Source organism: Ruegeria sp. C12 (assembly GCF_056537745.1).
Genome location: NZ_JBQFSA010000001.1, coordinates 801,031 through 822,631, shown reverse-complemented (window position 1 = coordinate 822,631; position 21,601 = coordinate 801,031). Strand labels below are relative to the sequence as shown.

The 21,601-nt window shown below is 58.5% G+C and carries 20 protein-coding genes; 7 read left to right on the top strand and 13 right to left on the bottom strand.

Going from position 1 to position 21,601, the window contains the following annotated elements:
• On the bottom strand, positions 1–1,122 hold the full coding sequence (ribB, locus tag ACR0C9_RS03770; protein WP_170621575.1) for a 3,4-dihydroxy-2-butanone-4-phosphate synthase: 1,122 nt from the start codon (positions 1,120–1,122) through the stop codon (positions 1–3).
• A 108-nt stretch (positions 1,123–1,230) separates the two neighbouring features.
• Positions 1,231–1,818: a riboflavin synthase gene (locus ACR0C9_RS03765; RefSeq protein ID WP_170451568.1), complete on the bottom strand. Its 588-nt coding sequence runs from the start codon at positions 1,816–1,818 to the stop codon at positions 1,231–1,233.
• A 163-nt stretch (positions 1,819–1,981) separates the two neighbouring features.
• On the opposite strand from ACR0C9_RS03765, the gene ACR0C9_RS03760 reads away from it, so the two are divergent.
• From ACR0C9_RS03760 to ACR0C9_RS03750, 3 genes are all read left to right on the top strand, one after another.
• Positions 1,982–3,280, top strand: coding sequence for a capsule biosynthesis protein (locus ACR0C9_RS03760; RefSeq protein WP_480780416.1), 1,299 nt, complete (start codon positions 1,982–1,984; stop codon positions 3,278–3,280).
• Between the two features lie 103 nt (positions 3,281–3,383).
• Positions 3,384–4,493, top strand: a complete 1,110-nt coding sequence (locus tag ACR0C9_RS03755) for a polysaccharide biosynthesis/export family protein (RefSeq protein ID WP_170451572.1) — start codon at positions 3,384–3,386, stop codon at positions 4,491–4,493.
• Between the two features lie 15 nt (positions 4,494–4,508).
• The gene (locus tag ACR0C9_RS03750) at positions 4,509–6,497 is read left to right on the top strand and encodes a capsular polysaccharide biosynthesis protein (RefSeq protein WP_480780530.1); all 1,989 of its coding nucleotides are present in this window, start codon (positions 4,509–4,511) and stop codon (positions 6,495–6,497) included.
• A gap of 8 nt (positions 6,498–6,505) precedes the next feature.
• Here ACR0C9_RS03750 and ribD read toward each other — a convergent pair whose 3' ends face one another.
• From ribD to ACR0C9_RS03720, 6 genes are all read right to left on the bottom strand, one after another.
• A complete protein-coding gene (gene ribD, locus ACR0C9_RS03745; RefSeq protein ID WP_480780415.1) occupies positions 6,506–7,606 on the bottom strand; it encodes a bifunctional diaminohydroxyphosphoribosylaminopyrimidine deaminase/5-amino-6-(5-phosphoribosylamino)uracil reductase RibD in 1,101 nt (366 codons plus the stop codon).
• The gene (nrdR, locus tag ACR0C9_RS03740) at positions 7,603–8,073 is read right to left on the bottom strand and encodes a transcriptional regulator NrdR (protein ID WP_170451578.1); all 471 of its coding nucleotides are present in this window, start codon (positions 8,071–8,073) and stop codon (positions 7,603–7,605) included. Before nrdR ends, ribD begins: the two co-directional genes overlap by 4 nt.
• Before the next feature lie 120 nt (positions 8,074–8,193).
• On the bottom strand, positions 8,194–8,607 hold the full coding sequence (locus ACR0C9_RS03735; protein WP_480780414.1) for a secondary thiamine-phosphate synthase enzyme YjbQ: 414 nt from the start codon (positions 8,605–8,607) through the stop codon (positions 8,194–8,196).
• 21 nt (positions 8,608–8,628) lie between these two features.
• Positions 8,629–9,027, bottom strand: a complete 399-nt coding sequence (locus tag ACR0C9_RS03730) for a hypothetical protein (protein WP_170630328.1) — start codon at positions 9,025–9,027, stop codon at positions 8,629–8,631.
• A gap of 79 nt (positions 9,028–9,106) precedes the next feature.
• Positions 9,107–9,649, bottom strand: a complete 543-nt coding sequence (locus tag ACR0C9_RS03725; protein WP_480780413.1) for a DUF4166 domain-containing protein — start codon at positions 9,647–9,649, stop codon at positions 9,107–9,109.
• Positions 9,650–10,087 carry a DCC1-like thiol-disulfide oxidoreductase family protein gene (locus ACR0C9_RS03720; RefSeq protein ID WP_170451586.1) on the bottom strand — a complete coding sequence of 146 codons (438 nt, stop codon included), beginning with the start codon at positions 10,085–10,087 and terminating at the stop codon, positions 9,650–9,652.
• A 320-nt stretch (positions 10,088–10,407) separates the two neighbouring features.
• Here ACR0C9_RS03720 and ACR0C9_RS03715 point away from each other — a divergent pair, with 320 nt between their 5' ends.
• Entirely contained in the window at positions 10,408–11,427 is a 1,020-nt protein-coding gene (locus ACR0C9_RS03715; RefSeq protein ID WP_480780412.1) for a helix-turn-helix domain-containing protein, read from the top strand.
• Between the two features lie 174 nt (positions 11,428–11,601).
• On the opposite strand, the gene rpoD is transcribed toward ACR0C9_RS03715, so the two are convergent.
• The 4 genes from rpoD to ACR0C9_RS03695 all read right to left on the bottom strand — a co-directional run bounded on the left by rpoD (position 11,602) and on the right by ACR0C9_RS03695 (position 17,590).
• Positions 11,602–13,590 (bottom strand): RNA polymerase sigma factor RpoD, encoded by a 1,989-nt coding sequence (gene rpoD / locus ACR0C9_RS03710; protein WP_480780411.1) that lies wholly within the window; start codon positions 13,588–13,590, stop codon positions 11,602–11,604.
• 114 nt (positions 13,591–13,704) lie between these two features.
• Complete coding sequence (dnaG, locus tag ACR0C9_RS03705; protein ID WP_480780410.1) at positions 13,705–15,654, bottom strand: DNA primase; 1,950 nt, start codon at positions 15,652–15,654, stop codon at positions 13,705–13,707.
• Positions 15,655–15,733: 79 nt separating this feature from the next.
• Positions 15,734–16,030, bottom strand: a complete 297-nt coding sequence (locus ACR0C9_RS03700; protein ID WP_480780409.1) for a hypothetical protein — start codon at positions 16,028–16,030, stop codon at positions 15,734–15,736.
• Between the two features lie 129 nt (positions 16,031–16,159).
• Positions 16,160–17,590, bottom strand: coding sequence for a Glu/Leu/Phe/Val family dehydrogenase (locus ACR0C9_RS03695; protein ID WP_480780408.1), 1,431 nt, complete (start codon positions 17,588–17,590; stop codon positions 16,160–16,162).
• A gap of 327 nt (positions 17,591–17,917) precedes the next feature.
• On the opposite strand from ACR0C9_RS03695, the gene ACR0C9_RS03690 reads away from it, so the two are divergent.
• Genes ACR0C9_RS03690 through ACR0C9_RS03680 form a run of 3 tightly spaced genes read left to right on the top strand, consistent with a single transcriptional unit; the run spans position 17,918 to position 21,007 of the window.
• Positions 17,918–19,819, top strand: coding sequence for a pilus assembly protein TadG-related protein (locus tag ACR0C9_RS03690; protein WP_480780407.1), 1,902 nt, complete (start codon positions 17,918–17,920; stop codon positions 19,817–19,819).
• Positions 19,816–20,418: a TadE family protein gene (locus ACR0C9_RS03685; RefSeq protein ID WP_170451600.1), complete on the top strand. Its 603-nt coding sequence runs from the start codon at positions 19,816–19,818 to the stop codon at positions 20,416–20,418. The genes ACR0C9_RS03690 and ACR0C9_RS03685 overlap by 4 nt, the downstream gene beginning before the upstream one ends.
• Complete coding sequence (locus ACR0C9_RS03680) at positions 20,405–21,007, top strand: hypothetical protein (RefSeq protein ID WP_170451602.1); 603 nt, start codon at positions 20,405–20,407, stop codon at positions 21,005–21,007. The genes ACR0C9_RS03685 and ACR0C9_RS03680 overlap by 14 nt, the downstream gene beginning before the upstream one ends.
• Here ACR0C9_RS03680 and ACR0C9_RS03675 read toward each other — a convergent pair.
• Positions 21,004–21,417 (bottom strand): hypothetical protein, encoded by a 414-nt coding sequence (locus tag ACR0C9_RS03675; protein ID WP_480780406.1) that lies wholly within the window; start codon positions 21,415–21,417, stop codon positions 21,004–21,006. The genes ACR0C9_RS03680 and ACR0C9_RS03675 overlap by 4 nt on opposite strands.
• Positions 21,418–21,601: the final 184 nt, after the last annotated feature.

Genomic DNA, 21,601 nt, shown 5'->3' with positions numbered 1-21,601 from the left:
TCAGTCTTCCTTCAGGATCGAACGGGTACCGACGATGGACAGGCCAAACGCGTCGAGCCCCAGATATACGGTTTCAGGCGAGTCCGTCAGCAGCACCAGTTCCTGAATGCCCATCTTGGACAGGATTTGCGCGCCCAGACCGGTTTGCTTGATCGTGCGCGGGCCTTCATCTTCGGCCGCATACAGCGAGTTACGCGGCTGCCGGAACAGGCAGACCACGCCGCGCCCCTCTTCTGCGATCTTCTCCATCGCGCGCGGCAACTCGCGCGAGGATTTGGGGCCGAGGCCCAGAATATCCGGCGCTTCGTGCAGGGCGTGGGTGCGGGTCAGAACCGGCTCTGGTGTAGTCACATCGCCTTTGACCATCACCACATGCTCGATGCCGTGCGTCTGATCGGTGAAAATCCGCATCTCCCATTCGCCGCCATATTCCGAGTTGACGGTTTCACGCGAGGTTTCGACTACCAGATTGTCATTGCGCGACCGGTAGGTGATTAGATCGCTGATCGTACCGATCTTCATGTCATGCTCTTGCGCGAATTCCACCAGATCGGGCAGACGCGCCATGGTGCCGTCAGCCTTCATGATCTCACAGATGACACCCGACGGATTCAGCCCCGCCAGACGCGAGATATCTACGGCGGCCTCGGTATGGCCTGCACGCACCAGTACCCCACCCCGCTTGGCACGCAGTGGGAAGATATGGCCGGGGGTTGCGATATGGGCCATCGTGTTCTGCTCGTTGATCGCAGTTGCCACCGTCAGCGCGCGGTCGGCGGCGGAAATCCCGGTGGATACACCCTCGCGCGCTTCAATCGACACGGTGAAGGCCGTCTCGTGACGCGACGAGTTGTTCACGGCCATCATCGGCAGGCCCAGAGCATCCACGCGTTCGGCGGTCATCGGCAGACAGATCAGCCCGCGCCCATGGGTGGCCATGAAGTTGATCGCCTCGGCATCGGCAAATTCAGCCGGGATCACCAGATCGCCTTCGTTCTCGCGATCCTCGTGATCGACCAGGATATACATCCGGCCCTTGCGCGCCTCGTCGATGATCTCTTCGATCGGGCTGATCGCGTCACGCAGTTGGGCCTCGACCGGACCGGGGGTTTCAAAGCTCATGGGGCAGCCTTTCACAAGAGCATTTCTGCAAGGCGGGATAGACCACACTGCGCCCAAAGGCCAGAGCGCAAACGGCGCTGGCCTGTCAGGACGCGACGTATTTCGCGGTCAGGACATCTCGGCCAGGCGGGCGACGTACCGGGCCAGCGTGTCGATTTCGAGGTTAACGTGATCCCCGACAGCAACATCACCCCAGGTCGTGACCTCTTTGGTATGCGGGATAAAGTTGATACCAAAATCACGACCGTCCACGTCATTGACGGTCAGCGAGGTTCCGTTCAGCGCAACCGACCCTTTCGGCGCAATGAACCGCGCCAGATCCGCAGGCGCGCGCAACGTGACCCTTGTGCTGTCGCCCTCATCCTCAACCGCAACAACCTCGGCAACGCCATCGACATGGCCCGAGACGATATGACCGCCCAGTTCGTCACCCACCTTCAAGGCGCGTTCCAAGTTCACCCGCGATCCGGTGGTCCAGCTGTTCAGGTTGGTTTTAGACACCGTCTCGGCGCTGATTTGAACGTCATACCAATCGTCGCCCAGCGCGATCACGGTCAGGCACACGCCATCGCTGGCAATCGACGCCCCGATATCGATGCCGGACGTGTCATAGGCAGTCTGGATGCGGGCGCGCAGGTCGCCTTGCTGCTCCAACTCGGTGACAGTGCCGACATCGGTGACGATCCCTGTAAACATCCTGTTAACCCTCGTTCCCTAACCTGAGCGTGTTTTCACAAGCTGAGGTACGCCCATCCCCTTGCGCGGGCAAGGACCCGACACGGTAAAAAAGGCCGGATTGAACAAAAAACTGGCGAGATACGGCATAGATTCGCCCAGAAGTTTGGATATTGTCACCAAGATGAACCACTCAACCACCGCCCGAAATAACCGCGTCTTCCTGTTTCTTCAGGGGCCCCATGGGCCGTTTTTCAGCGCCCTTGGGCGGATGTTGCAGGCATCGGGCGCGCAAGTCTGGCGCGTGGGGTTCAACGCAGGTGATCGGGCGTTCTGGTTCGACAAATCCAGCTATATCCCTTTTCGCGACACGCCGGATCGTTGGTCCGAAACCCTGATTGACCTGATCGTCGGAAAAGGCGTGACCGACATTGTGTTGTATGGCGACACCCGCCCGGTGCATACGCGCGCCGTTGAAATCGCGCGGTCGCGCGGCATCACCGTGCATGTATTCGAAGAAGGGTATCTGAGGCCCTGGTGGGTCACGTATGAGCGTGGCGGCTCGAACGGAAACTCGCGCCTCATGTCGCTGAATGTCGAGGATATGCAACAGGCGCTGGAGCATTCGGACACGCAGTCCCCGCCGCCACCGTCGCATTGGGGGGATATGCGCCAGCACATCTTCTACGGCGCGCTTTACCATTGGTTCGTGTTGTTCCTGAACCGCCGTTACCGGAACTTCCGCCCGCACCGGGAATTGCCGGTGTCAAAAGAATTCCGGCTATATTTCAAGCGGCTGGCGCTGATGCCGTTCCATCGCATTCAAAGGGGTTGGTCCACGGGATTGGTCCGCAAAAGCCCCCACCCCTATCACCTTGTTCTTTTGCAACTGGGTCACGACAGCTCGGTTCAGGCGCATTCCGATTACTCAGGGATGAGCGCGTTTCTCGAACAGATGATCACGGGTTTTGCCAAGGGCGCGCCGGGACATCATCGGCTGGTGATCAAGGAACACCCGTTGGAAAACCACCGCGAACCGCTGCGTCGCCGCGTACGTCAGATGGCACGCGCGCTTGGGATCGAAGATCGCGTTCACTATGTGCCGGGCGGCAAGCTGGCCAAACTGCTGGATGAGGCGAACTCGGCCGTCACGATCAACTCAACGGCCGGTCAACAGGTGCTGTGGCGAGGCATTCCGCTGCGGATCTTCGGCAAATCGGTCTATGACAAACCAGAATTCGTGTCGCATCAAGCCATCGAAGACTTCTATGCAAATCCCGAGATGCCGGACGCCAAGGCCTACCGCATCTATCGTCAGTTCCTGTTGGAAACCAGTCAGGTTCCGGGCGGGTTCTATTCGCGCCGGGGGCGCCGGCAACTGCTGCGCCGCGCCGCAGATATGATGTTGCGCGCCAACGATCCTTATCAGAGTGTCCTCAGAAACAACGAGGCACTGACGCCACAGTTGCGGCTCGTTGAGTGAAATGGGGCATCCTCTGCTGGATGTTGTATCCCGAAGCGGGTAAGTTTCCCAAAACTAAGAATACTGAGGATCATCGGCAGTGCAGAGCTTTCCAATCCGATGGATGCGGGGGATTACCCTTGTCGGCCTTTGCGGCCTTTTGGCCGCGTGTCAGCTTCCCAAATCCGGACCGAACAAATCAGAGATTCTGGCAGGCTCGGTCGAAAATGGCGGCAATGCCTTCGTGGTTGAAGTTGATGATCGCGTCACACGGGCAACCTCCAGCGTTCCGCAGTTTGGCTTTTCGTCGTCGTTCAGCAGTGCGCAAAGCGTGGCGGCCGATACGGTGCGCCCCGGCGATGTTCTGGGCCTGACCATCTGGGAAAACGTGGATGACGGATTGCTGGCTGGCGAAACCGGCTCGGCCACTGCGCTGGACGAAGTGCAAGTCGACAGCGAAGGTTTCATCTTTGTACCCTATGCCGGACGCCTGCGCGCCGCCGGGAACACGCCCGAGCAGTTGCGCATCCTGATCACCAACCGCTTGCAGGAACAAACCCCTGACCCGCAGGTCGAGGTGCGCCGCGTTGCCGGCGATGGCTCGACCGTGTCGCTGACAGGCACAATTGGAGCCCCCGGTATTTACCCGATTGAACGCCCCACCCGCACATTGCTGGGCATGTTGTCTCAGGCGGGCGGCGTGGCCGTCGGATCGGACATTGCGCTGGTCACCCTGATCCGGGGCGACCAAAAGGGTACGGTCTGGTATGAAGACCTGTTCACCAATCCAAGGCTGGATGTGGCGCTGCGTGGCGGCGACCGTATCCTGGTCGAGGCGGACAGCCGGTCCTACATCGCGCTTGGCGCAACCGGCGGGCAATCTCGTATCGCCTTTGACACTCAGGACCTGTCAGCTTTGGAAGCCCTGGCGCAGGTCGGCGGCCTGCAAGGCCTGTCATCGGATCCGACTGGGATTTTCATCCTGCGGAAAGAACGTCAGGACATCGCCCGCAGCGTGACGGGCCGGGCCGAGTTGCAAGGCGATCAGCGGATGATCTACCTGCTCAACCTCACCGCGCCGAATGGCCTGTTCATCGCCCGTGACTTTGTCATCCGCGACGACGACACGATCTACGTGACCGAAGCGCCTTATGCGCAGTGGAGCAAATCGATCTCGCTTATCGCGGGCGGGCTGACTCCGGTTGCAAACGTCGCGACCCTGACCGGCAACTGATCCGTGACCCCCGAAATGGACACCGCAGCCGGGGCGGAGCGCTCTCGGCTGTTTGTGTATAATGGGGGATTTCTGACCAATCGGCGCATTCGGCGCATCCTGTCCTTGGCTGGCTATGACATTCGTCTGGGCCTGCTGAAACCCGGCGACATGGTTGGGGTTTGGGGCAATAGTCCGACCGCCCATCGCGGCCTGCGCGTTGCGGGTAAGTACGATGCCCCGGTCCTGCGGGTCGAAGACGCGTTTCTGCGCTCGCTTCACCCCGGTCGTCAGGGCGAAGCGCCGCTGGGCCTGCTGTTGGATCGAACAGGTCTGCATTTCGACCCGTCTGCGCCATCTGATCTTGAGACCCTGTTGGCCACGCACCCGCTGGATGACACTGCGCTGCTGGACCGGGCTCGGGGGGCAATCGCGCGACTGAAAGACCTGCATCTCAGCAAATACTCGGCCTTTGATCTGGATATTGCACCACCCGACCCCGGATATGTGCTTGTCATCGATCAGACCCTAGGTGATGCGGCAGTAACGGCCAGTGGCGGCGACTATGCCCGCTTCCGCGAAATGCTGGTGATCGCGCAAGAGGAAAACCCGGGCGCAAGGATCATCATCAAAACGCACCCGGAAACGCAGACCGGCCATCGCGCGGGGCATTTCAGCGATCAGGACCTGTCTGACCGGGTGTCCTTTCTAAGCGACCCGATCAGCCCGTGGTCCCTGCTGGAAGGCGCGGTTGCTGTTTACACACTGTCGTCGCAACTGGGATTCGAGGCTATTCTGGCCGGTCACAAGCCCCGCGTCTTTGGGCAGCCTTTCTATGCGGGTTGGGGGCTGACGCAGGATGAAAACCCAATCCCGCGCCGCACCCGCAATCTGACCCGACCGCAGTTATTCGCGGCATCCATGCTGCTTTACCCAGTCTGGTACGACCCATATCAGGACCAATTGTGCGAGTTGGAAACCGTTCTGGACACGCTCGAAGCGCTGAGCCGCGCGTGGCGGCAGGATCGGTTTGGCTGGACCGCGTCGGGCATGCGGCTGTGGAAGCGCAAGCATCTGCAACAGATGTTTGGGCGTCACAAAAAGATGCAATTCACCTCGGCCCCGCCGACAACGTCCGATCGCCCCCACATGGTCTGGGCCAATCAGGCCCGGGATGCCGAAGGGGCCATTCGGGTCGAGGATGGCTTTTTGCGCTCGCGCGGATTGGGGGCCGAGCTGGTTCCGCCTCTGTCACTGGTGTCGGACGATCTGGGGATTTACTACGACCCCACACGGCCTAGCCGGTTGGAGGAATTGATCGCCCAGCGCGAAACCCTGCGCCCCGATCAGGAACGGCGGGCCGAACGGCTGGTCAGCAGGCTGCTCTCGGACGGTCTGAGCAAATACAACACCGGCCAGCCCGCTCCGACCCTGCCAGATGGGCACCGCATTCTTGTGCCGGGACAAGTTGAGGATGATGCCTCGATCCTGTTGGGCACCAGCGGCGTGCACACCAATTTTGAGCTGCTGCAAACCGCGCGGGAGGCGAATCCGGACGCCGTTTTGATCTACAAACCTCATCCCGATGTCGAAGCCGGGCTGCGTGAGGGGCGCATTGAAGCGGAGGAACTGGCGGATCTGATCCTCGACAATTGCGATCCGGCGTCTTTGCTGCCTCATGTGAACGAAGTCTGGACTATGACCTCGCTAATGGGTTTCGAGGCGCTTTTGCGCGGAGTTCAGGTCACGACGCTGGGCGCGCCCTTTTATGCCGGTTGGGGGCTGACAAACGATCTGGGTGCGGTGCCTGTCCGGCGCGGCGCGCGCCCGTCTTTGATGGGGCTGGTTCATGCGACGCTGATTGATTACCCGCGCTACATGGATCCGTTGACCGGACAGCCCTGCCCGGTCGAAGTCGCCGTTGATCGGCTGGCCAGCGACACGGCCGCGCCAACGGGGCCTTTGAACCGGTTGCTGTCCAAGCTTCAGGGGGCGTTTGCCACACATGCGCATTTGTGGCGCTGATCGGAACGTCACTGCGTTGGACGTCGCCAACGATGCAGAATGTCGGGACCGATAGCGCGGGTTTCGATCAGTTCAAACCGGGGGGCCGCGTCCAGCTTTTCCAGCCCCAACCGACCAACTGCGGCCAAACCCTCGGCCCCGATGGTCAGGCCTGCCGTGAAGCCGACCAGCTCATCCACCAGGTCCTTTTCCAGCAGCGAGGCGGCAAGCGCGGCGCCACCCTCGCAGAACACACGAGTCAATCCGGCCTGACCCAGTTGCTGCAACAGGTCCGCCGCGTCGATGTGATGATCCTGCAAGGCACAGGGGATCAGGCGCGCGCCCAGCCCGTCCCAAGCGCGCGCACGTTCGGCATCGGGATGGGGGCCGTGGCACAGCCAGACCGGAACCTCGGCTGCTGTGCGGGCAAGCTGCCCCATAAGCGGCAGGTCGAGATGGCGGGACACGACAACGCGCACAGGCTGCTGCGCGACGCCCAATTCACGCACGGTCAGCGACGGATCATCCGCCCGCGCCGTGCCTGCCCCCACCATCACCGCATCATGACGCGCGCGCATCGCGTGAACGGCGCGGCGCGCCTCGGGGCCCGTGATCCACTGGCTATGCCCGGTCTGGGTTGCAATGCGCCCGTCAAAGCTGCTGGCCAGTTTCAGGGTAACAAAGGGGCGGCCTTGCTCGGTCTTCAGGAAAAAGCCTGCCAGATCCCGTTCGGCCTGCTCGGCCAGAACGCCGGTTTCAACCTCGATCCCGGCTTCGCGCAACATGGCAAAGCCCTGCCCCGCCACGCGGGGATCACTGTCTTCCACGGCTGCAACAACACGCCCGACCCCAGCCTCGATCAGGGCTGCAGCGCAAGGCGGTGTCTTACCGTGATGCGAACAGGGTTCCAGCGTCACATAGGCCGTCGCGCCCCTGGCCGCGTCTCCTGCCTGAGCCAAAGCCTCGGTTTCCGCATGGGGTCGCCCGCCGGGCTGGGTCCAGCCTCGCCCGACAATCCTGCCACCCTGCACGACAACGCACCCGACTGCCGGGTTAGGCCAACATGACCCTTGGCCGCGCTGACCCAATGACAAGGCCAGCGCCATAAATCGCTTATCTGTTTCGCTCACTCGTCCGTCGGAGGCTGCGGCGGGCGCAGTTCGTGGACAAACTCCTCGAAATCATCGGCCGCCTGAAAGTTTCTGTAGACACTCGCAAAGCGAACATAGGCTACGGTGTCGATCCGCGCCAGAGCTTCCATGACAATCTCACCGATCTTTTCGGAGGGTATGTCGGTCTCTCCCATGCTTTCCAGACGCCGGACAATCCCCGAGATCATCTGATCGATCCGCTCGGGATCAACAGGGCGTTTCTGCATCGAGATGCGGATTGACCGTTCCAGCTTGTCGCGGTCGAAATCCTCACGTTTGCCGTTGGTTTTGATCACCACCAGATCGCGCAGTTGCACGCGTTCATAGGTGGTGAACCGACCCCCACAGGCCGGACAAAAGCGGCGTCGGCGGATCGCGACGTGATCCTCTGCCGGGCGTGAATCTTTCACCTGAGTGTCGATATTTCCGCAAAACGGGCAGCGCATCCGCCGTCTCCTCGTCCCATGTTCGGCCTCTTTTTGTAAGCGCTACGGCTTACTTATCCACAACTATAGGGCAGCCGCTAGGATTTGGGTAGTCGGAATTTTCAACCCCTAGATAAAGGGTTACCCCAGATGCGCAGCGACCAAACGGCGATGCGGTGCGGTCCGGTGTTCGAACAGGTAAATCCCCTGCCATGTCCCAAGTGCCATACGACCCCCAGAGACCGGGATCGAAAGCGAGACCGGCATAAGCGCCGCCTTGATATGCGCTGGCATATCGTCCGGCCCCTCATATGTGTGGCGCAGATAAGCCATCGAGGGATGGTTCGAGGGCGGTACAAGCCGTTCAAAAAACGCGTGCAGATCGATTTGAACCTCGGGGTCAGCGTTTTCCTGAATCAGCAAAGAACATGAGGTGTGGCGAACGAACAGCGTCAATACGCCATCCTTCGCCACCGGGTTCAGCCAGCGATGCACATCCTTGGTGAATTTATAGAGTCCGGGGCCTTGCGTCTGGATCGAGAATTCTGTCTGCATCCGCGCTGTTTCACCACTGCGTCAGTTTATGAACGGGCGCGTCCTACACCGTGCCTCGGCCCCTTGCACAGATACGCTGGACCCAGGAACGAAGGGCGTCAAGACAAAGCTGGGTTGCGCGGGAACCTCGGCCGGTTTTTTCAGCGTAAACTGAACGGCCGTCTTGCGCCCGGTGGTCACGCTGGGCCCATATCCGCGCAGGACGTAAATTTGCTGCTGCCAGCCGGCCCCCAATTTGCGCCGGGCAAAATCGGCGGCCGCACACCAATACCCGTCGGTGAATTGCTGGGCGCGCGGGATGACTTCGAAATCGGTGCCGTTGATCGGCTCGGTTCGGTATCCATTGCGGGCGGCGTCAGCGGTGACGGGAATGCCAAGGGCAAAGGCGGCGAGCGTTACGCAGGCTAAAATCTGTTTCATTGTTAATCTCTTCCCTGATTGTGTGTGATCAAAATATTAGGATCGGGTCCGGCGCTGAACAGGCCCCCTCACAACCTGTTCAGACCACTGGCGGGTGACTGTGATCGGGCGTGAGCCAGCCATGATAGCGGATCAACTGCCCGACCAGCGGCGCGCGCGCGGACACGTCAAACCGGAACCGGCCCTGATCGTCCTGCCATTCGACCGTTGACGACTGCGGAAGCAGTGCGTTTGGAACGGCAATGCCCCACAGGGTCAAACGCCGGATATTGATCTGCAAGCGCGCCCCGGCCACAACCGGTTTCAACCAGATGGACAAGGCACCAAAATCCTCTCGCACGCAGTTGGACTGTCGATCAAAAGACAAGCGGGACTGGGTGATATGCCCTCCGAAATCGCGCCTCCATTCCCATCCCGGCCCGCGCCGAGACACCGTGACCCTGACCGAAACGTCGCGCCCGGAGTGGGGGAACCCCCCTAACCACAAAGACAAACCGGCCAGCCACCCTTGTCCCCGCTGAATATCGCAGCGACCGACGTATGTGCCTTCCTTGCTGTGCAAGTCATGTAACGCCTCGGGAAGCCCTGTCGGTTCCGCCGCAGCCTGCAAAAATGGATCCATCTAAAACCCTTGCACAGCAAAGCGCGAGCGGGTCGCCGCATCCGGCACAAGGCAGGTTTCCGACCTTCCGAAGATGGCATATCGGTTGCGTGCAATCGCGTGATAAAGCGGATCCTTCACAAACCTAGGCAGGATCCGGCACAGCGACAGAATACGCCATGGCCCGCGCAACTGCCCCATCGCCACTGCGAAGGCATCGAGGCGCTGATGAACCACGCCATTCACAATCACAAGATTGGTTTCAAAATCCTGCGTTGGCAGATCGAGTTCCCGGTAAAGGCGCTGCCCCAATGGTGACTGAGCTGTAGCAAACTGAAACACCTGCGCCTTGTCATGCCGCAGCATAAAGCGGAAAAACCCGGAACACAGGACACAGACCCCATCAAAGACGATGAGGCTGCCATCGTGAGTTTTCCGCGAAACATCAGACTTTTGCATGACATCACCGCCTTTCCGCGATCTGCGCAAAAATACGGTGTCACGCAGCGTTCGATCAGGCAATGCGACAAGAATGGCGGGACGGCGCGCGTGCCGGGGAGCCTCCGCGCGATCGCGGCGATCGCATGGTGGCTCTGACCTCATCCCCATAAAGGTCGCGACCCGACAGCACTGACGATGTAGGATACGTTCGGGGCAATCTCTTGATCGCATCGGACAATTCCATTCGATTTCCGGACATTTCAGCCTATGATCCCAATGCGCCTAACAGGTTTCACACCACCTAGGGCGGTTTTGGTTAGTTGCATTAGGGCACCGCAATGGATGTTGATATCGGCCGTCTTCATATCCTGACCCAATCGCTGGACCGGCACAGCGGCAATGCCTCGACCTCGCAACGTGTTCTTGCGCAAAGCGGGTTGGCACCCGACCATATGGATCCCGCCGCCACCACCTATGACGCGCATAAAGAAGCGCTGTTTGTCCGCTATGCCTGCGACGCGCTTCGCGACATCACCTTTGCCGCACGGGCCGGGTTGGACGTGACCTCGGTTTCAACCCTGACAGGATATATCAGCAAGTATTCCCGCGATTTGAAGCAAGTGACCGAAAACACGTCCCGGTTTCACGGCATAATTGATCCCTCCATAGCGTTCAGTCTGCGCATGGCCGGGAATTTCGCAGCGTTCGAGGCGGATTGGAAAGACCCCAGCTTTGCCCGCTATCATCGCAGAACCGAGTTTCTGTTGTTCGCCGCGCTGGCGCGAATGCGGAACCTGACCCAGACACAGTTCTATCCCATCGAAATGCGGTTTCAGCACGAGATCGGCGAAAACGCGAAGGCCTTTCAGAAACTTGCAGGCTTTCCGGTTGTTTTTGGTGCAGAGCGGATGGAGATCATTCTGTCCTTGTCCTCATTGGACCTGCCCGTCCCAACCTATGACCCAAAGCTGCGCGCGCATCTGCTGGAATATGGCGAGCGTATCCTGGCCGAGCGCCGGTCCCCCCAGCAAAAGACCCGCGCCAAGGTCGAAGGGCTGATCACCCGCTCGCTGCCCGGCCATATCATTCAGGCCGAAGAGGCCGCCGCCAATCTGGGCATGAGTCCCAGAACTCTTGCGCGCAGGTTAAAGGATGAAGGCACAAGCTTCCGCGAGATTGTCGAAGACCTGAGATGCGATCTTGCGCAGACCTTCATCACCAACCGGATGCCGCTGGCCGAGATCGCCTATTCGCTGGGATATGCGGATCAGGCGGCATTTTCGACCGCGTTCAAGCGGTGGACGGGTCAGGCCCCCAGCGCCTTCAAAACCCGTGTCGAACATCCGATCCGCAACTAGAACCGGGGGTCATCAGCGATTGCGCCTCGCCCCGGCCCGTCCCATGAGTGGGCAGGGCCGATATAAGGATGTGCTGAACCCGATCCTTGTGAGTTCGCGCCAATGTGTTTGGCGTGCTAGCCAACCGTGATGGCAAAGAAAAAAGGCGCCTCGGATCCGGGGCGCCTTTGATTTCTATTGATCCAGGAAAGATCGCAGTTTGCGCGACCGGCTGGGATGTTTCAGCTTGCGCAGCGCCTTCGCCTCGATCTGGCGAATACGTTCGCGGGTCACGCTGAACTGCTGGCCGACCTCTTCCAGCGTGTGGTCGGTATTCATGCCGATGCCGAAGCGCATCCGCAAAACCCGTTCTTCGCGCGGGGTCAGCGAGGCCAGAACGCGAGTCGTGGTTTCCTTGAGGTTTTCCTGAATGGCGCTGTCCAGCGGCAGAACGGCATTCTTGTCCTCGATGAAATCGCCAAGCTGGCTGTCTTCCTCGTCGCCGATGGGTGTTTCCAGGCTGATCGGTTCCTTGGCGATTTTCATCACCTTGCGAACCTTTTCCAGCGGCATCTGCAGCTTTTCGGCCAGTTCTTCCGGCGTCGGCTCGCGGCCAATCTCGTGCAGCATCTGGCGGCCAGTCCGGACCAGCTTGTTGATCGTTTCGATCATGTGAACCGGAATACGGATCGTCCGCGCCTGATCCGCGATGGACCGCGTGATCGCCTGACGGATCCACCATGTCGCATAGGTCGAGAACTTGTACCCGCGGCGGTATTCGAACTTGTCCACCGCCTTCATGAGTCCGATGTTACCTTCCTGAATAAGATCAAGGAATTGCAGGCCACGGTTCGTGTATTTTTTGGCAATCGAGATCACCAGACGCAGGTTGGCTTCGACCATTTCCTTCTTGGCCTGACGCGCCTCTTTCTCGCCCTTTTGAACCTGCTGCACGATGCGGCGGAATTCAGAAATATCCAGACCGACATACTGACCGACCTGAGCCATGTCGTTGCGCAGTTCTTCAACCTTGTCAGTCGAGCGTTCAATGAACATCTGCCAGCCCCGGCCCGGCTTTTCGGCCATCTCGGCCAGCCAGTTCGGGTCCAGTTCGCGCCCGCGATAGGCATCGATGAACTCACGACGGTTGATACGGGCCTGGTCGGCCAGTTTCACCATCGAGCTGTCCAGCGACATGACCCGGCGGTTGATGCCGTAAAGCTGGTCGATCAGCGCTTCGATCCGGTTGTTGTGCAGGTGAAGGCCATTCACCAGCTCGACGATTTCAGCGCGCAGTTTCTGATAGGTCTCTTCGTCTTTTTCGCTGAACGAGCCATCCTCGTTCAGAGTCGCTGAAATCCGGCTGTCCTGCATTTCCGACAGCATCGAAAAGTCGGTCGAGATCCGTTCCAGCGTGGTCAGAACCTGATCTTTCAGCGCGGCTTCCATCGCGGCCAGCGACATGTTGGCCTGATCGTCGTCGTCGTCATCGTCGTCATTGTTCAGCGGGTTACCGTCGGCATCCAGTTCGGGGCCGGTGTCCTTGGCGGGTTTGGTGGCCTGAACGGCGGAAGTATCCACCACAGGCTCCTGAACATCGCCGTCCTCGTCCATCTGGTTGCCAAAAGTGGTCTCCAGATCGATGACATCGCGCAAGAGGATGTCTTCGGACAGCAATTCGTCATGCCAGATGGTGATCGCCTGGAAGGTCAGCGGGCTTTCGCACAGACCGGCGATCATGGTGTTCCGGCCAGCCTCAATCCGCTTGGCGATGGCAATCTCGCCCTCGCGGCTGAGCAGTTCGACCGAACCCATCTCGCGCAGATACATACGGACGGGATCGTCGGTACGGTCCAGTTTTTCGGTGGCGGCACCAGCCAGCGCAACCTCACGGTTGCTTTCGGTGGTGGTCAGTTCGGTCGAGCCCTTGTTCTCTTCCTCTTCGGCCTCTTCATCTTCGATGATGTTGATGCCCATTTCGGACAGCATCGACATGACGTCTTCGATCTGTTCCGAGCTGACCTGATCAGGCGGCAGGACCTGATTGAGTTGATCGTAGGTGATGTAACCTTTCTCGCGGGCCTCGGCGATCATCTTCTTGACCTGGGCCTGGCTCATGTCCAGCGAGATTTCCTGTTCCTGCTCGTCGGATTTGCGGTCTTCGTTCGTATCCTTGGCGGCCATTCAATGCTCCTGCAGGGATGGGTGATTCGTTGGAACCGAATCATTAGCGCGTGAAACTGATTCGGCCACCCGTTTACCCGTTTTTCTTTTCCAGTGCCTTATGAAAACACCACTTTACCGGCGTTTCCGCTCGAAATTGATACCGGACATGATCGCCTCAAACGCATCCTTCTCGTCGCGGTTGATTCGCGCACCGTTGTCGGCGATGTCGAAAATGGCCCTGTCCTCGTTCTGGCTGCGGCTTGCGCGGTTGCGCTCTTCGGCGGCCTGACCCACCCGATACGTCAGTGACTCGTCAGCCAAGTCGGACAGTTCCTCAGTTGCTTCGGCAATCTCAGCATCCAACCCCCGGAGCGCTTTGATTTTCGCGAGTTCCTCGGCCAGCGTCATCTCGGCCTTTTCAACGTCGCCCGGTTTGAACACACAGGGGATCACTGCGACATGGCGAAGGCCCAGCAGGTTTTCAAGGGGCTCGGGCCCCAAAGTTTCAGCGATGTGGTCTTTCAGATTGTCCGGATCGTCGATCGCGTGGCGCAGAATGGCATCACGCAGGGCCGCGTGATCCGGATCACGGCATTCCATATCCTCAAGCTGGTGTTCGAACTGAACAACCACCTGCGGGTTCAGAATGGCGATGGCCAGAATGGCCGCTTCGCGCAGATGGATATCCGCATTCTCCGAAGAGGCCAGGAATGACGACCGCGCGCCCGGCGTTGCCGGTTGTTTCGGCGGCTGCCATTTGCCACGCGGTTGCCACGCACGGTTTTGTGACTGTCTCTGCGGGCGAAACAGTTGCCAGCGCAAATCCTTGATCTCTTGCCCGTAATGGGAGCGGATCGATGGGTCGCGGATCAGCTTGATCTTATCGCGCAGCACCTTGTCCAACGCCGCCTTGCGTTCGGGGCTGTCGAAAACCTTGCCTTCGGTTTCGCGCTGCCACAGCAGCTTGACCATCGGGATCGCACCATCGAGAACCGCCTGTACGGCCCCCGGCCCTTCGGCGCGCAGCAGGTCGTCAGGGTCCTGCCCTTCGGGCATGATGGCAAAGCGCAGGGACTTACCGGCCTCCAGCAACGGCAGCGCCAGATCAACCGCCCGCATCGCCGCGCGCAGACCCGCCGTGTCACCATCCAGCGCGATGATCGGCTCGTCCGAAACACGCCACAGCAGTTGCAGTTGATGTTCGGTAATCGCCGTCCCCAAAGGGGCCACCGACGCACCAAATCCGGCCTCGGCCAGCGCGATCACGTCCATGTAGCCCTCGGCCACGATCAGCGGCTGCCCCTTGCCCGCCGCCTGACGCGCGGGGCCATGGTTGTAAAGATTGCGGCCTTTGTCGAACAGGTCCGTCTCGGGTGAGTTCAGGTATTTGGCGTTGTCATTCGGGTCCATCGCGCGACCACCAAACGCAATGCAGCGCCCGCGCGGATCGCGGATCGGATACATGATCCGGTTGCGGAAGGTGTCATAGGGCTTTTTGCCCTTGTTCGAGGGCTTGGCCAGCCCTGCGCCCAGGATCAGATCCTCGGCCACGTTCTTATTGGTCAAATGATCCCACAGCGCCTGCCAGCCATCGGGGGCAAAGCCGATCTCCCACCGATCCAACGCCTGCGCGTCCAGCCCGCGCCGGGTCAGGTAGTCGCGCGCGGCGGCCCCTGCCCCGGTCTTCAGTTGCAGCCGGAAAAACTGTACCGCCTGCTCCATCACCTCGGCCAATTGAGAGCGGCGGTCCTGCTTTTCCTGCGCTTTGGGGTCACGGGCAGGCATCGGCATCCCGGCCTCGCGCGCCAGAATCTCGACCGCTTCGATGAACGAGACATTCTCGGTCTCTTTCACGAAACTGATGGCATCGCCTTTCGCGTGGCAGCCAAAGCAGTAATAAAATCCTTTTTGATCATCTACATGAAATGACGCGGTTTTTTCGTGGTGAAACGGGCACGGCGCCCACATATCTCCCTTGCCCTGATTGGATTTGCGCGGGTCCCACATGACCTTGCGGCCAACGACCTGAGACAGGCTCAGCCGGGTGCGCAACTCATCCAGAAATCCGGGGGGCAAAGACATGGATCAAACCTGCCAGAAATGAAAACCCGCGCCAAGGGGAAGGCACGGGCTTATCCACAAGGAAATGCGGGATTGTGGATTACTGCTGCAAACACAGCTCCAACCAGGCGGCACCGAGGTCCTTTTTACGCACGTCGCGCATCTTCTGTTCGTAGACCCAGGGCGTGATCAGCGGGATCGCGGCATTGTAGTTCTCGGGCCAGGTCGGACTGCTGTCGGCAACGGCCTGCGGGACATCGCGTTCCTTCACCCTGTCCAAACGCGCCTGCTGAATCGCGGCAACCACATCGGCCTGATACTTGCAGCTTTCTTCCTTGGTTTCAGCAGCGGCCAAGGGCGTGGCAAGCAAAGCGGCGGCGATAGCGATACGCAACATTTAGGTCTCCCGGAATCGTTTGTTCGACGGCAGCTTACCCGCCCGCAGCCAGACCTGCCATTGCCCATTTCGGAAAGGTTGTTGGTGTTTCATGAGGGGGCGGACCAACCGCCCCCCTTCCGGCCGAGATCAGAGTCCCTTGGCCCGATAGCTGCTGGCCACGCGGTCGATTGCGACAATATAGGCCGCGGTCCGCAAATCCTCGACATCGTCGCGGCTGTGCCAGACCTCGCGCATCGACTGGTAGGCAATGCGCATGGTGTCATCCAGGCCCGACCGCACAAGCTCCAGCTCGTCCGCGCCCTTCAGGTACTTGGCCTTGAAGTCCGGCGACATCGACCAGGCATCACCGAGATAGCGATCGAGCCGCTCCAATTCGCTGACAATCAGCTCATGCCGCGCCTCTTCCTGACGGCGCTGCATCCGGCCAAAGCGAATATGGCTGAGGTTCTTGACCCACTCGAAATAGGACACCGTCACACCGCCCGCATTGGCATACATATCAGGGATGATCACCGTGCCCTTTTTGCGCAGGATTTCATCTGCCCCGGCCGTCACCGGACCATTCGCGGCTTCGATGATCAGCGACGCCTGAATGCGCTCAGCGTTGCTGAGATTGATCACACCTTCTAAAGCAGCCGGAATCAGGATGTCGCATTCGGCCTCCAGCACGGCCCCGCCTTCGGCAGAGTGGGTCGCGTCCGGGTAATTCTTGACGCCGCCATGCTTGACGATCCACTGGCGCACGGCTTCGACGTCGATACCGTCAGGGTTATACAGCGCTCCATCCCATTCAATGATCCCCACAATGCGCGAGCCATCTTCTTCGCTGAGGAATTTCGCAGCGTGATAGCCCACATTGCCGAGCCCCTGCACCACAATGCGTTTCCCGTCCAATTTGCCGGACAACCCGGCTTTGGCGATGTCTTCCGGGTGGCGGAAAAACTCGCGCAGAGCATACTGAATGCCGCGCCCCGTTGCCTCGACCCGCCCGGCGATGCCGCCCGCGTTCAGCGGCTTGCCGGTCACACAGGCCCGAGCGTTGATATCGGTCGTGTTCATCCGCGCGTATTGGTCGGCCATCCAGGCCATTTCACGTTCACCGGTCCCCATGTCTGGGGCTGGAACGTTTTGCGACGGATTGATCAGGTCACGCTTGGCAAGCTCATAGGCAAAGCGCCGCGTGATCTGTTCCAGCTCATGTTCCTCATACTGGCGCGGATCGATGCATAGCCCGCCTTTCGAGCCGCCAAAGGGCGTTTCAACCAGCGCACACTTGTAGGTCATCAGCGCGGCCAGCGCCTCGACTTCGTCCTGGTTGACCGCCGTGGCGTAACGAATACCGCCTTTTACAGGCTCCATATGTTCGGAATGAACCGAGCGATAACCGGTGAACGTGTGAATTTCGCCGCGCAATCGAACACCGAACCGCACCGTGTAGGTGGCGTTGCAGACCCGTATCTTTTCCTCCAACCCCGGGGGCATATCCATCAGGGACGCTGCCCTGTTGAACATCAGGTCAACACTCTCACGAAAGCTGGGTTCTTTGATGCCGGTCATAAAATCCTCCGTACCGGTAACTGACAAACGTCATGACGTTTTGTCGCACCACTTACTCGATGCTGCAATCTTCTCTTGCACTTTTTTTCATCACTTCCTGAAGGATTGGTTATCGGCTAAGGGCCTGAGTCGTCCGGTTAAGACTCCCCTGGGAATTGTTCGCCCTGACGAAACAAAGCTGACAAGCAACCCCAAACTGCGGCCGATTTTCATTCAATAATAGCATCATAGTGGCAAAGGCGCCCAAATCTCGCCACGTTCCACGGCTAATTTATTAAAGTTGCGACGGACTGAGATCAGTGTGCCTGACCGGCAGAGGGACTCGTTATGAAGAAATTTGACTGGAAGCGGATTATCGACAAACCAAAGCGCGCAGACCGGCATGGATCTGCGCCGCATTCGTTTGTCCGGTCAGAAGACGGAACCATGACGATCTTTACGCTGGTCCTCATCATGATCGTTTTTGCCGTCGGAGGATTTGCTGTTGACATCATGCGCTTCGACCACGAGCGCGCGCGGCTGCAATACTCGCTGGATCGTGCAGTTCTGGCGGCAACCGATCTGGCGCAGGACCTTTGCCCCACTGAAGTCATAGAAGATTACTTGGATAAAGAAGGTCTCAAAGAGTTTCTTCTGACCGATGAAATTGTCATCGAACCTGCAAACCTTTGCGGTTCCGACGCTGTGACCATCGAAGGTTTCCGTCGCGTCGAGGCGACCGCAGTTATGCCCGTCAAAATGCACTTCATGCAGTGGTGGGACGTTGATACGATCACGACTTCGGTTGTAAGCGCCGCGGAAGAAGCGCTGGGGAATGTCGAGATTTCGATGGTTCTGGATGTTTCTGGCTCGATGAACCGGAACAGCCGCCTTACGACGCTGAAACTGGCGGCACAGGAATTTGTGCAGGAAATGGTCGATAAATCCGAAGACGGCAAAATGTCGATTTCGATCATTCCTTACGCGACGCAAGTTGCGCTGCCGGATTCTGTGATGGGATACCTGAACACCGACGGTGTTAATCCGCATGCTAACTGCATCAACTTTGAAACTGCGCAGTTTCAGACCAGCGATTTCGATCTGAACCTGGTGTATGATCGCACACTGCATTTCACTCCTTGGAACAATTACGACCAGCGCCCGGTGAATAACAATCTGGTCTACAGCGAAATTTGTGAGACCGACGAGAACCGTGAAGCAATGATTTTTCAGAAGGATGCAGACCTTCTAAAAGATAAAATTGAATCGTTTGTCGCGGATGGGAATACGTCGATCGACCTTGGCGTTAAATGGGGCCTGACCCTGCTTGACGACAGCTTCCAACCCGTAGTTGCGCAGATGGCGGCCGCAGGTGATGTTCCATCCGAGTTCGCATCTCGCCCGGACAACCCGCGAAGCGGTGATACACTCAAAGTTATGATACTTATGACGGACGGTGCGAATACGACCCAATACTGGACGAACGATCCCTACCGCGATGGTAAGTCCGGCGTTTGCTGGAACGATGGGCTGAACGAATACGTTTCATACGCAGAGTTGGATGAAAATGACGAAATCACCATTGAATTCGGTACAGACTACATCTGGCCAGATGTCGACATGATCGAATGGGACTCGTCAAATGGCGGCGCGTATTGGGTTAGAGACGAGCTCCAGCCCACTTGTTTTGGCAACACGATTGTAAACACCGATACCCTCACTTACGTAAACGCGGACAGCGTCGCGACAGCTGAAGAAGTAGACCCAACCGGTGAGTACGTAAGGGGGTTTATTCAGTACCGCTGCCTGGCCTTCTCCGGTACCACGGGTGAATGCGTAAGCCTTGATAGGGACAATCCGCGCGTAAAAACCTACCTCGACTTAGACGTACAGCCTTCGGACAATCTGACGTGGCCAGAGTTGTGGGAACGAGCAACGCGATACAACCTGTACCAGCGCTTCTATGACTACTACGGTTCTAGCTGGGCCTACGACTTTTACTATGACGCCGTTTCGTCAAGCGGCCAGGGTACGAAAGATCCTCGTGTGCGCTCGATGTGCACCTACGCGAAAGACCAAATGGGTGTCGTAATCTTTACTATCTCATTGGAAGCCCCGAGCGCGGGCCGCGCGATCATGCAGCATTGCCGCACGGACGTCGGAACATATTATGAAGCCACACCAGAAGATCTGCCAAACGTGTTTGCTTCGATTACATCGAGCATTCGAAACCTGAGGCTCACACAATGATCACACGCCTTTTAAATAATCTGCGCCGATTTCGCGGCAAAGAAGACGGAATGGCCACTATTGAATTCGTGTTCTGGTTCCCGGTCTTCATGATGACAACCTATTCCGGCGTTGAGATGGGAATCGTGGCCTGGAACCACACCAACCTGGAGCGGGCACTGGACGAAACCATTCAGGACGTTCGCATGAACCGCATTGAAGAATACGATTCTAGCATCGGCGCAGTGTGGACGCATACCTTGCTGAAACAGATCATTTGCGACAAGGCTGGCGTCATCCCGGATTGTTTCGACAATCTGGCATTGGAAATGCTCTCGATCAATCCTTACGCAGAAGACAGTATCTTCAGCGACAATCCCGAGTCAGATCTCGGCAGCGTATTCAGCAACCCTTATTGCGTTGATACGCCTGAAGAAGTGCGCGGAAAAGAAGACCAGTTGTTCACGCCCGGTACGTCCAATCAATTGATGGTCGTTCGGGCTTGCATTGAAGTCGATCCGCTGTTTTTTGGCACAACGCTGGGACGATTGGCCCAACAAGACCCAGACGGCCAGTACGAACTGCATTCAACAACGGTGTTTGTCCATGAACCGTTTTAAGAAGTACATCGTTCAACCAACAGCCAATCGGCTCGCACGTTTCTTCCGCAAGGAGGACGGGATCGTGAGCATCGAGGCGGTCATGATTTTTCCGCTTCTGTTCTGGTCAATCTGGGCCTCCTACACATTCTTTGACGGCTATCGTCAAAGCGCTCGAAACCTGAAGGCGGCCTATGCAGTCGCTGACATTCTTTCTCGCGAAAAGAACTTGGTTACGGCCAATTACATTTCGAACATGTATGACCTGCAAAAATTCATGGTCGCAGACCGGTCAACTGTGTCTATGCGAATTTCTTTCGTCCGCTTTAACGCGGGCGAAAACGAGGCGGACGGAGGAAGCTACGAAAAGCTCTGGTCTTGCGTCCGAGGCGACAGCTTTGACGAATTGGATAACCAAACTCTTAACGAAGAATTCAAAGGGCGTATTCCTGTAATGGCGGACAGGGCCACAATGATCCTGGTCGAAACAAAAGACTGGTATACTCGACCCTTCAGAATCGGGTACGGGGATCATTCGTTCGCCATCGACAAGTTTATTTTCACTCAACCGCGTGGATATACGCAGATTGTCGCAGCTGACGACTGCTAAACCCCTTCCCTCTCCATCAGCATGGCCGAGAGCATTTCTGACATGAACTTGGCCTCGGAGGCGGCGGTCATGCCGCCGACGCCAACACGTCGTCCAAGCCGCCACCACAATCCTGGTGCCCAGGTGTTACCCGGTTTCGACCGCATGCGGACCAGAAACCCGTTTGACGGCTTGAAGGCGAACACGCCCCGGTCCACGGCTTCGATCTCGTCCACGATTGCGATCACCTGCCCCGTTCCGGTGCGCAGTTCGGTTCGGGTCAGTTCGATCCGGTCCTGCGTTGCGTGCCAGACGCGATAGGCCAGCCACATAGCCGCCGCGCCAACGATCAGCAGGAAAATCTGCCACATCAGCGCGGGTGGGGTGGCAAAGGCGACATACAGGACAAGAAGGCCAACAGTTGACAACATGACAACCCCCGCCCAGCGTCTGGGCGCTGAGGCCTCTATTGTTGCCAGCACTTCATCTTGCATGGATGCCTCCGCTTTGTACGGGACCCGTCTATCCGCTTTTTCCACGGAAAAACAGGGCCACCGATATCTGCACAAATTCGCACAAGTCCAGTGGGTTTATGCAAATTGACCGCAGCAATGC

Coding starts and splice junctions, on each gene's coding strand:
- ribB (WP_170621575.1), bottom strand. CDS start 1,122: ATGAGCTTTGAAACCCCCGGTCCGGTCGAGGCCCAACTGCGTGACGCG.
- ACR0C9_RS03765 (WP_170451568.1), bottom strand. CDS start 1,818: ATGTTTACAGGGATCGTCACCGATGTCGGCACTGTCACCGAGTTGGAG.
- ACR0C9_RS03760 (WP_480780416.1), top strand. CDS start 1,982: ATGAACCACTCAACCACCGCCCGAAATAACCGCGTCTTCCTGTTTCTT.
- ACR0C9_RS03755 (WP_170451572.1), top strand. CDS start 3,384: ATGCGGGGGATTACCCTTGTCGGCCTTTGCGGCCTTTTGGCCGCGTGT.
- ACR0C9_RS03750 (WP_480780530.1), top strand. CDS start 4,509: ATGGACACCGCAGCCGGGGCGGAGCGCTCTCGGCTGTTTGTGTATAAT.
- nrdR (WP_170451578.1), bottom strand. CDS start 8,073: ATGCGCTGCCCGTTTTGCGGAAATATCGACACTCAGGTGAAAGATTCA.
- ACR0C9_RS03735 (WP_480780414.1), bottom strand. CDS start 8,607: ATGCAGACAGAATTCTCGATCCAGACGCAAGGCCCCGGACTCTATAAA.
- ACR0C9_RS03730 (WP_170630328.1), bottom strand. CDS start 9,027: ATGAAACAGATTTTAGCCTGCGTAACGCTCGCCGCCTTTGCCCTTGGC.
- ACR0C9_RS03725 (WP_480780413.1), bottom strand. CDS start 9,649: ATGGATCCATTTTTGCAGGCTGCGGCGGAACCGACAGGGCTTCCCGAG.
- ACR0C9_RS03720 (WP_170451586.1), bottom strand. CDS start 10,087: ATGCAAAAGTCTGATGTTTCGCGGAAAACTCACGATGGCAGCCTCATC.
- ACR0C9_RS03715 (WP_480780412.1), top strand. CDS start 10,408: ATGGATGTTGATATCGGCCGTCTTCATATCCTGACCCAATCGCTGGAC.
- rpoD (WP_480780411.1), bottom strand. CDS start 13,590: ATGGCCGCCAAGGATACGAACGAAGACCGCAAATCCGACGAGCAGGAA.
- dnaG (WP_480780410.1), bottom strand. CDS start 15,654: ATGTCTTTGCCCCCCGGATTTCTGGATGAGTTGCGCACCCGGCTGAGC.
- ACR0C9_RS03700 (WP_480780409.1), bottom strand. CDS start 16,030: ATGTTGCGTATCGCTATCGCCGCCGCTTTGCTTGCCACGCCCTTGGCC.
- ACR0C9_RS03695 (WP_480780408.1), bottom strand. CDS start 17,590: ATGACCGGCATCAAAGAACCCAGCTTTCGTGAGAGTGTTGACCTGATG.
- ACR0C9_RS03690 (WP_480780407.1), top strand. CDS start 17,918: ATGAAGAAATTTGACTGGAAGCGGATTATCGACAAACCAAAGCGCGCA.
- ACR0C9_RS03685 (WP_170451600.1), top strand. CDS start 19,816: ATGATCACACGCCTTTTAAATAATCTGCGCCGATTTCGCGGCAAAGAA.
- ACR0C9_RS03680 (WP_170451602.1), top strand. CDS start 20,405: ATGAACCGTTTTAAGAAGTACATCGTTCAACCAACAGCCAATCGGCTC.
- ACR0C9_RS03675 (WP_480780406.1), bottom strand. CDS start 21,417: ATGTTGTCAACTGTTGGCCTTCTTGTCCTGTATGTCGCCTTTGCCACC.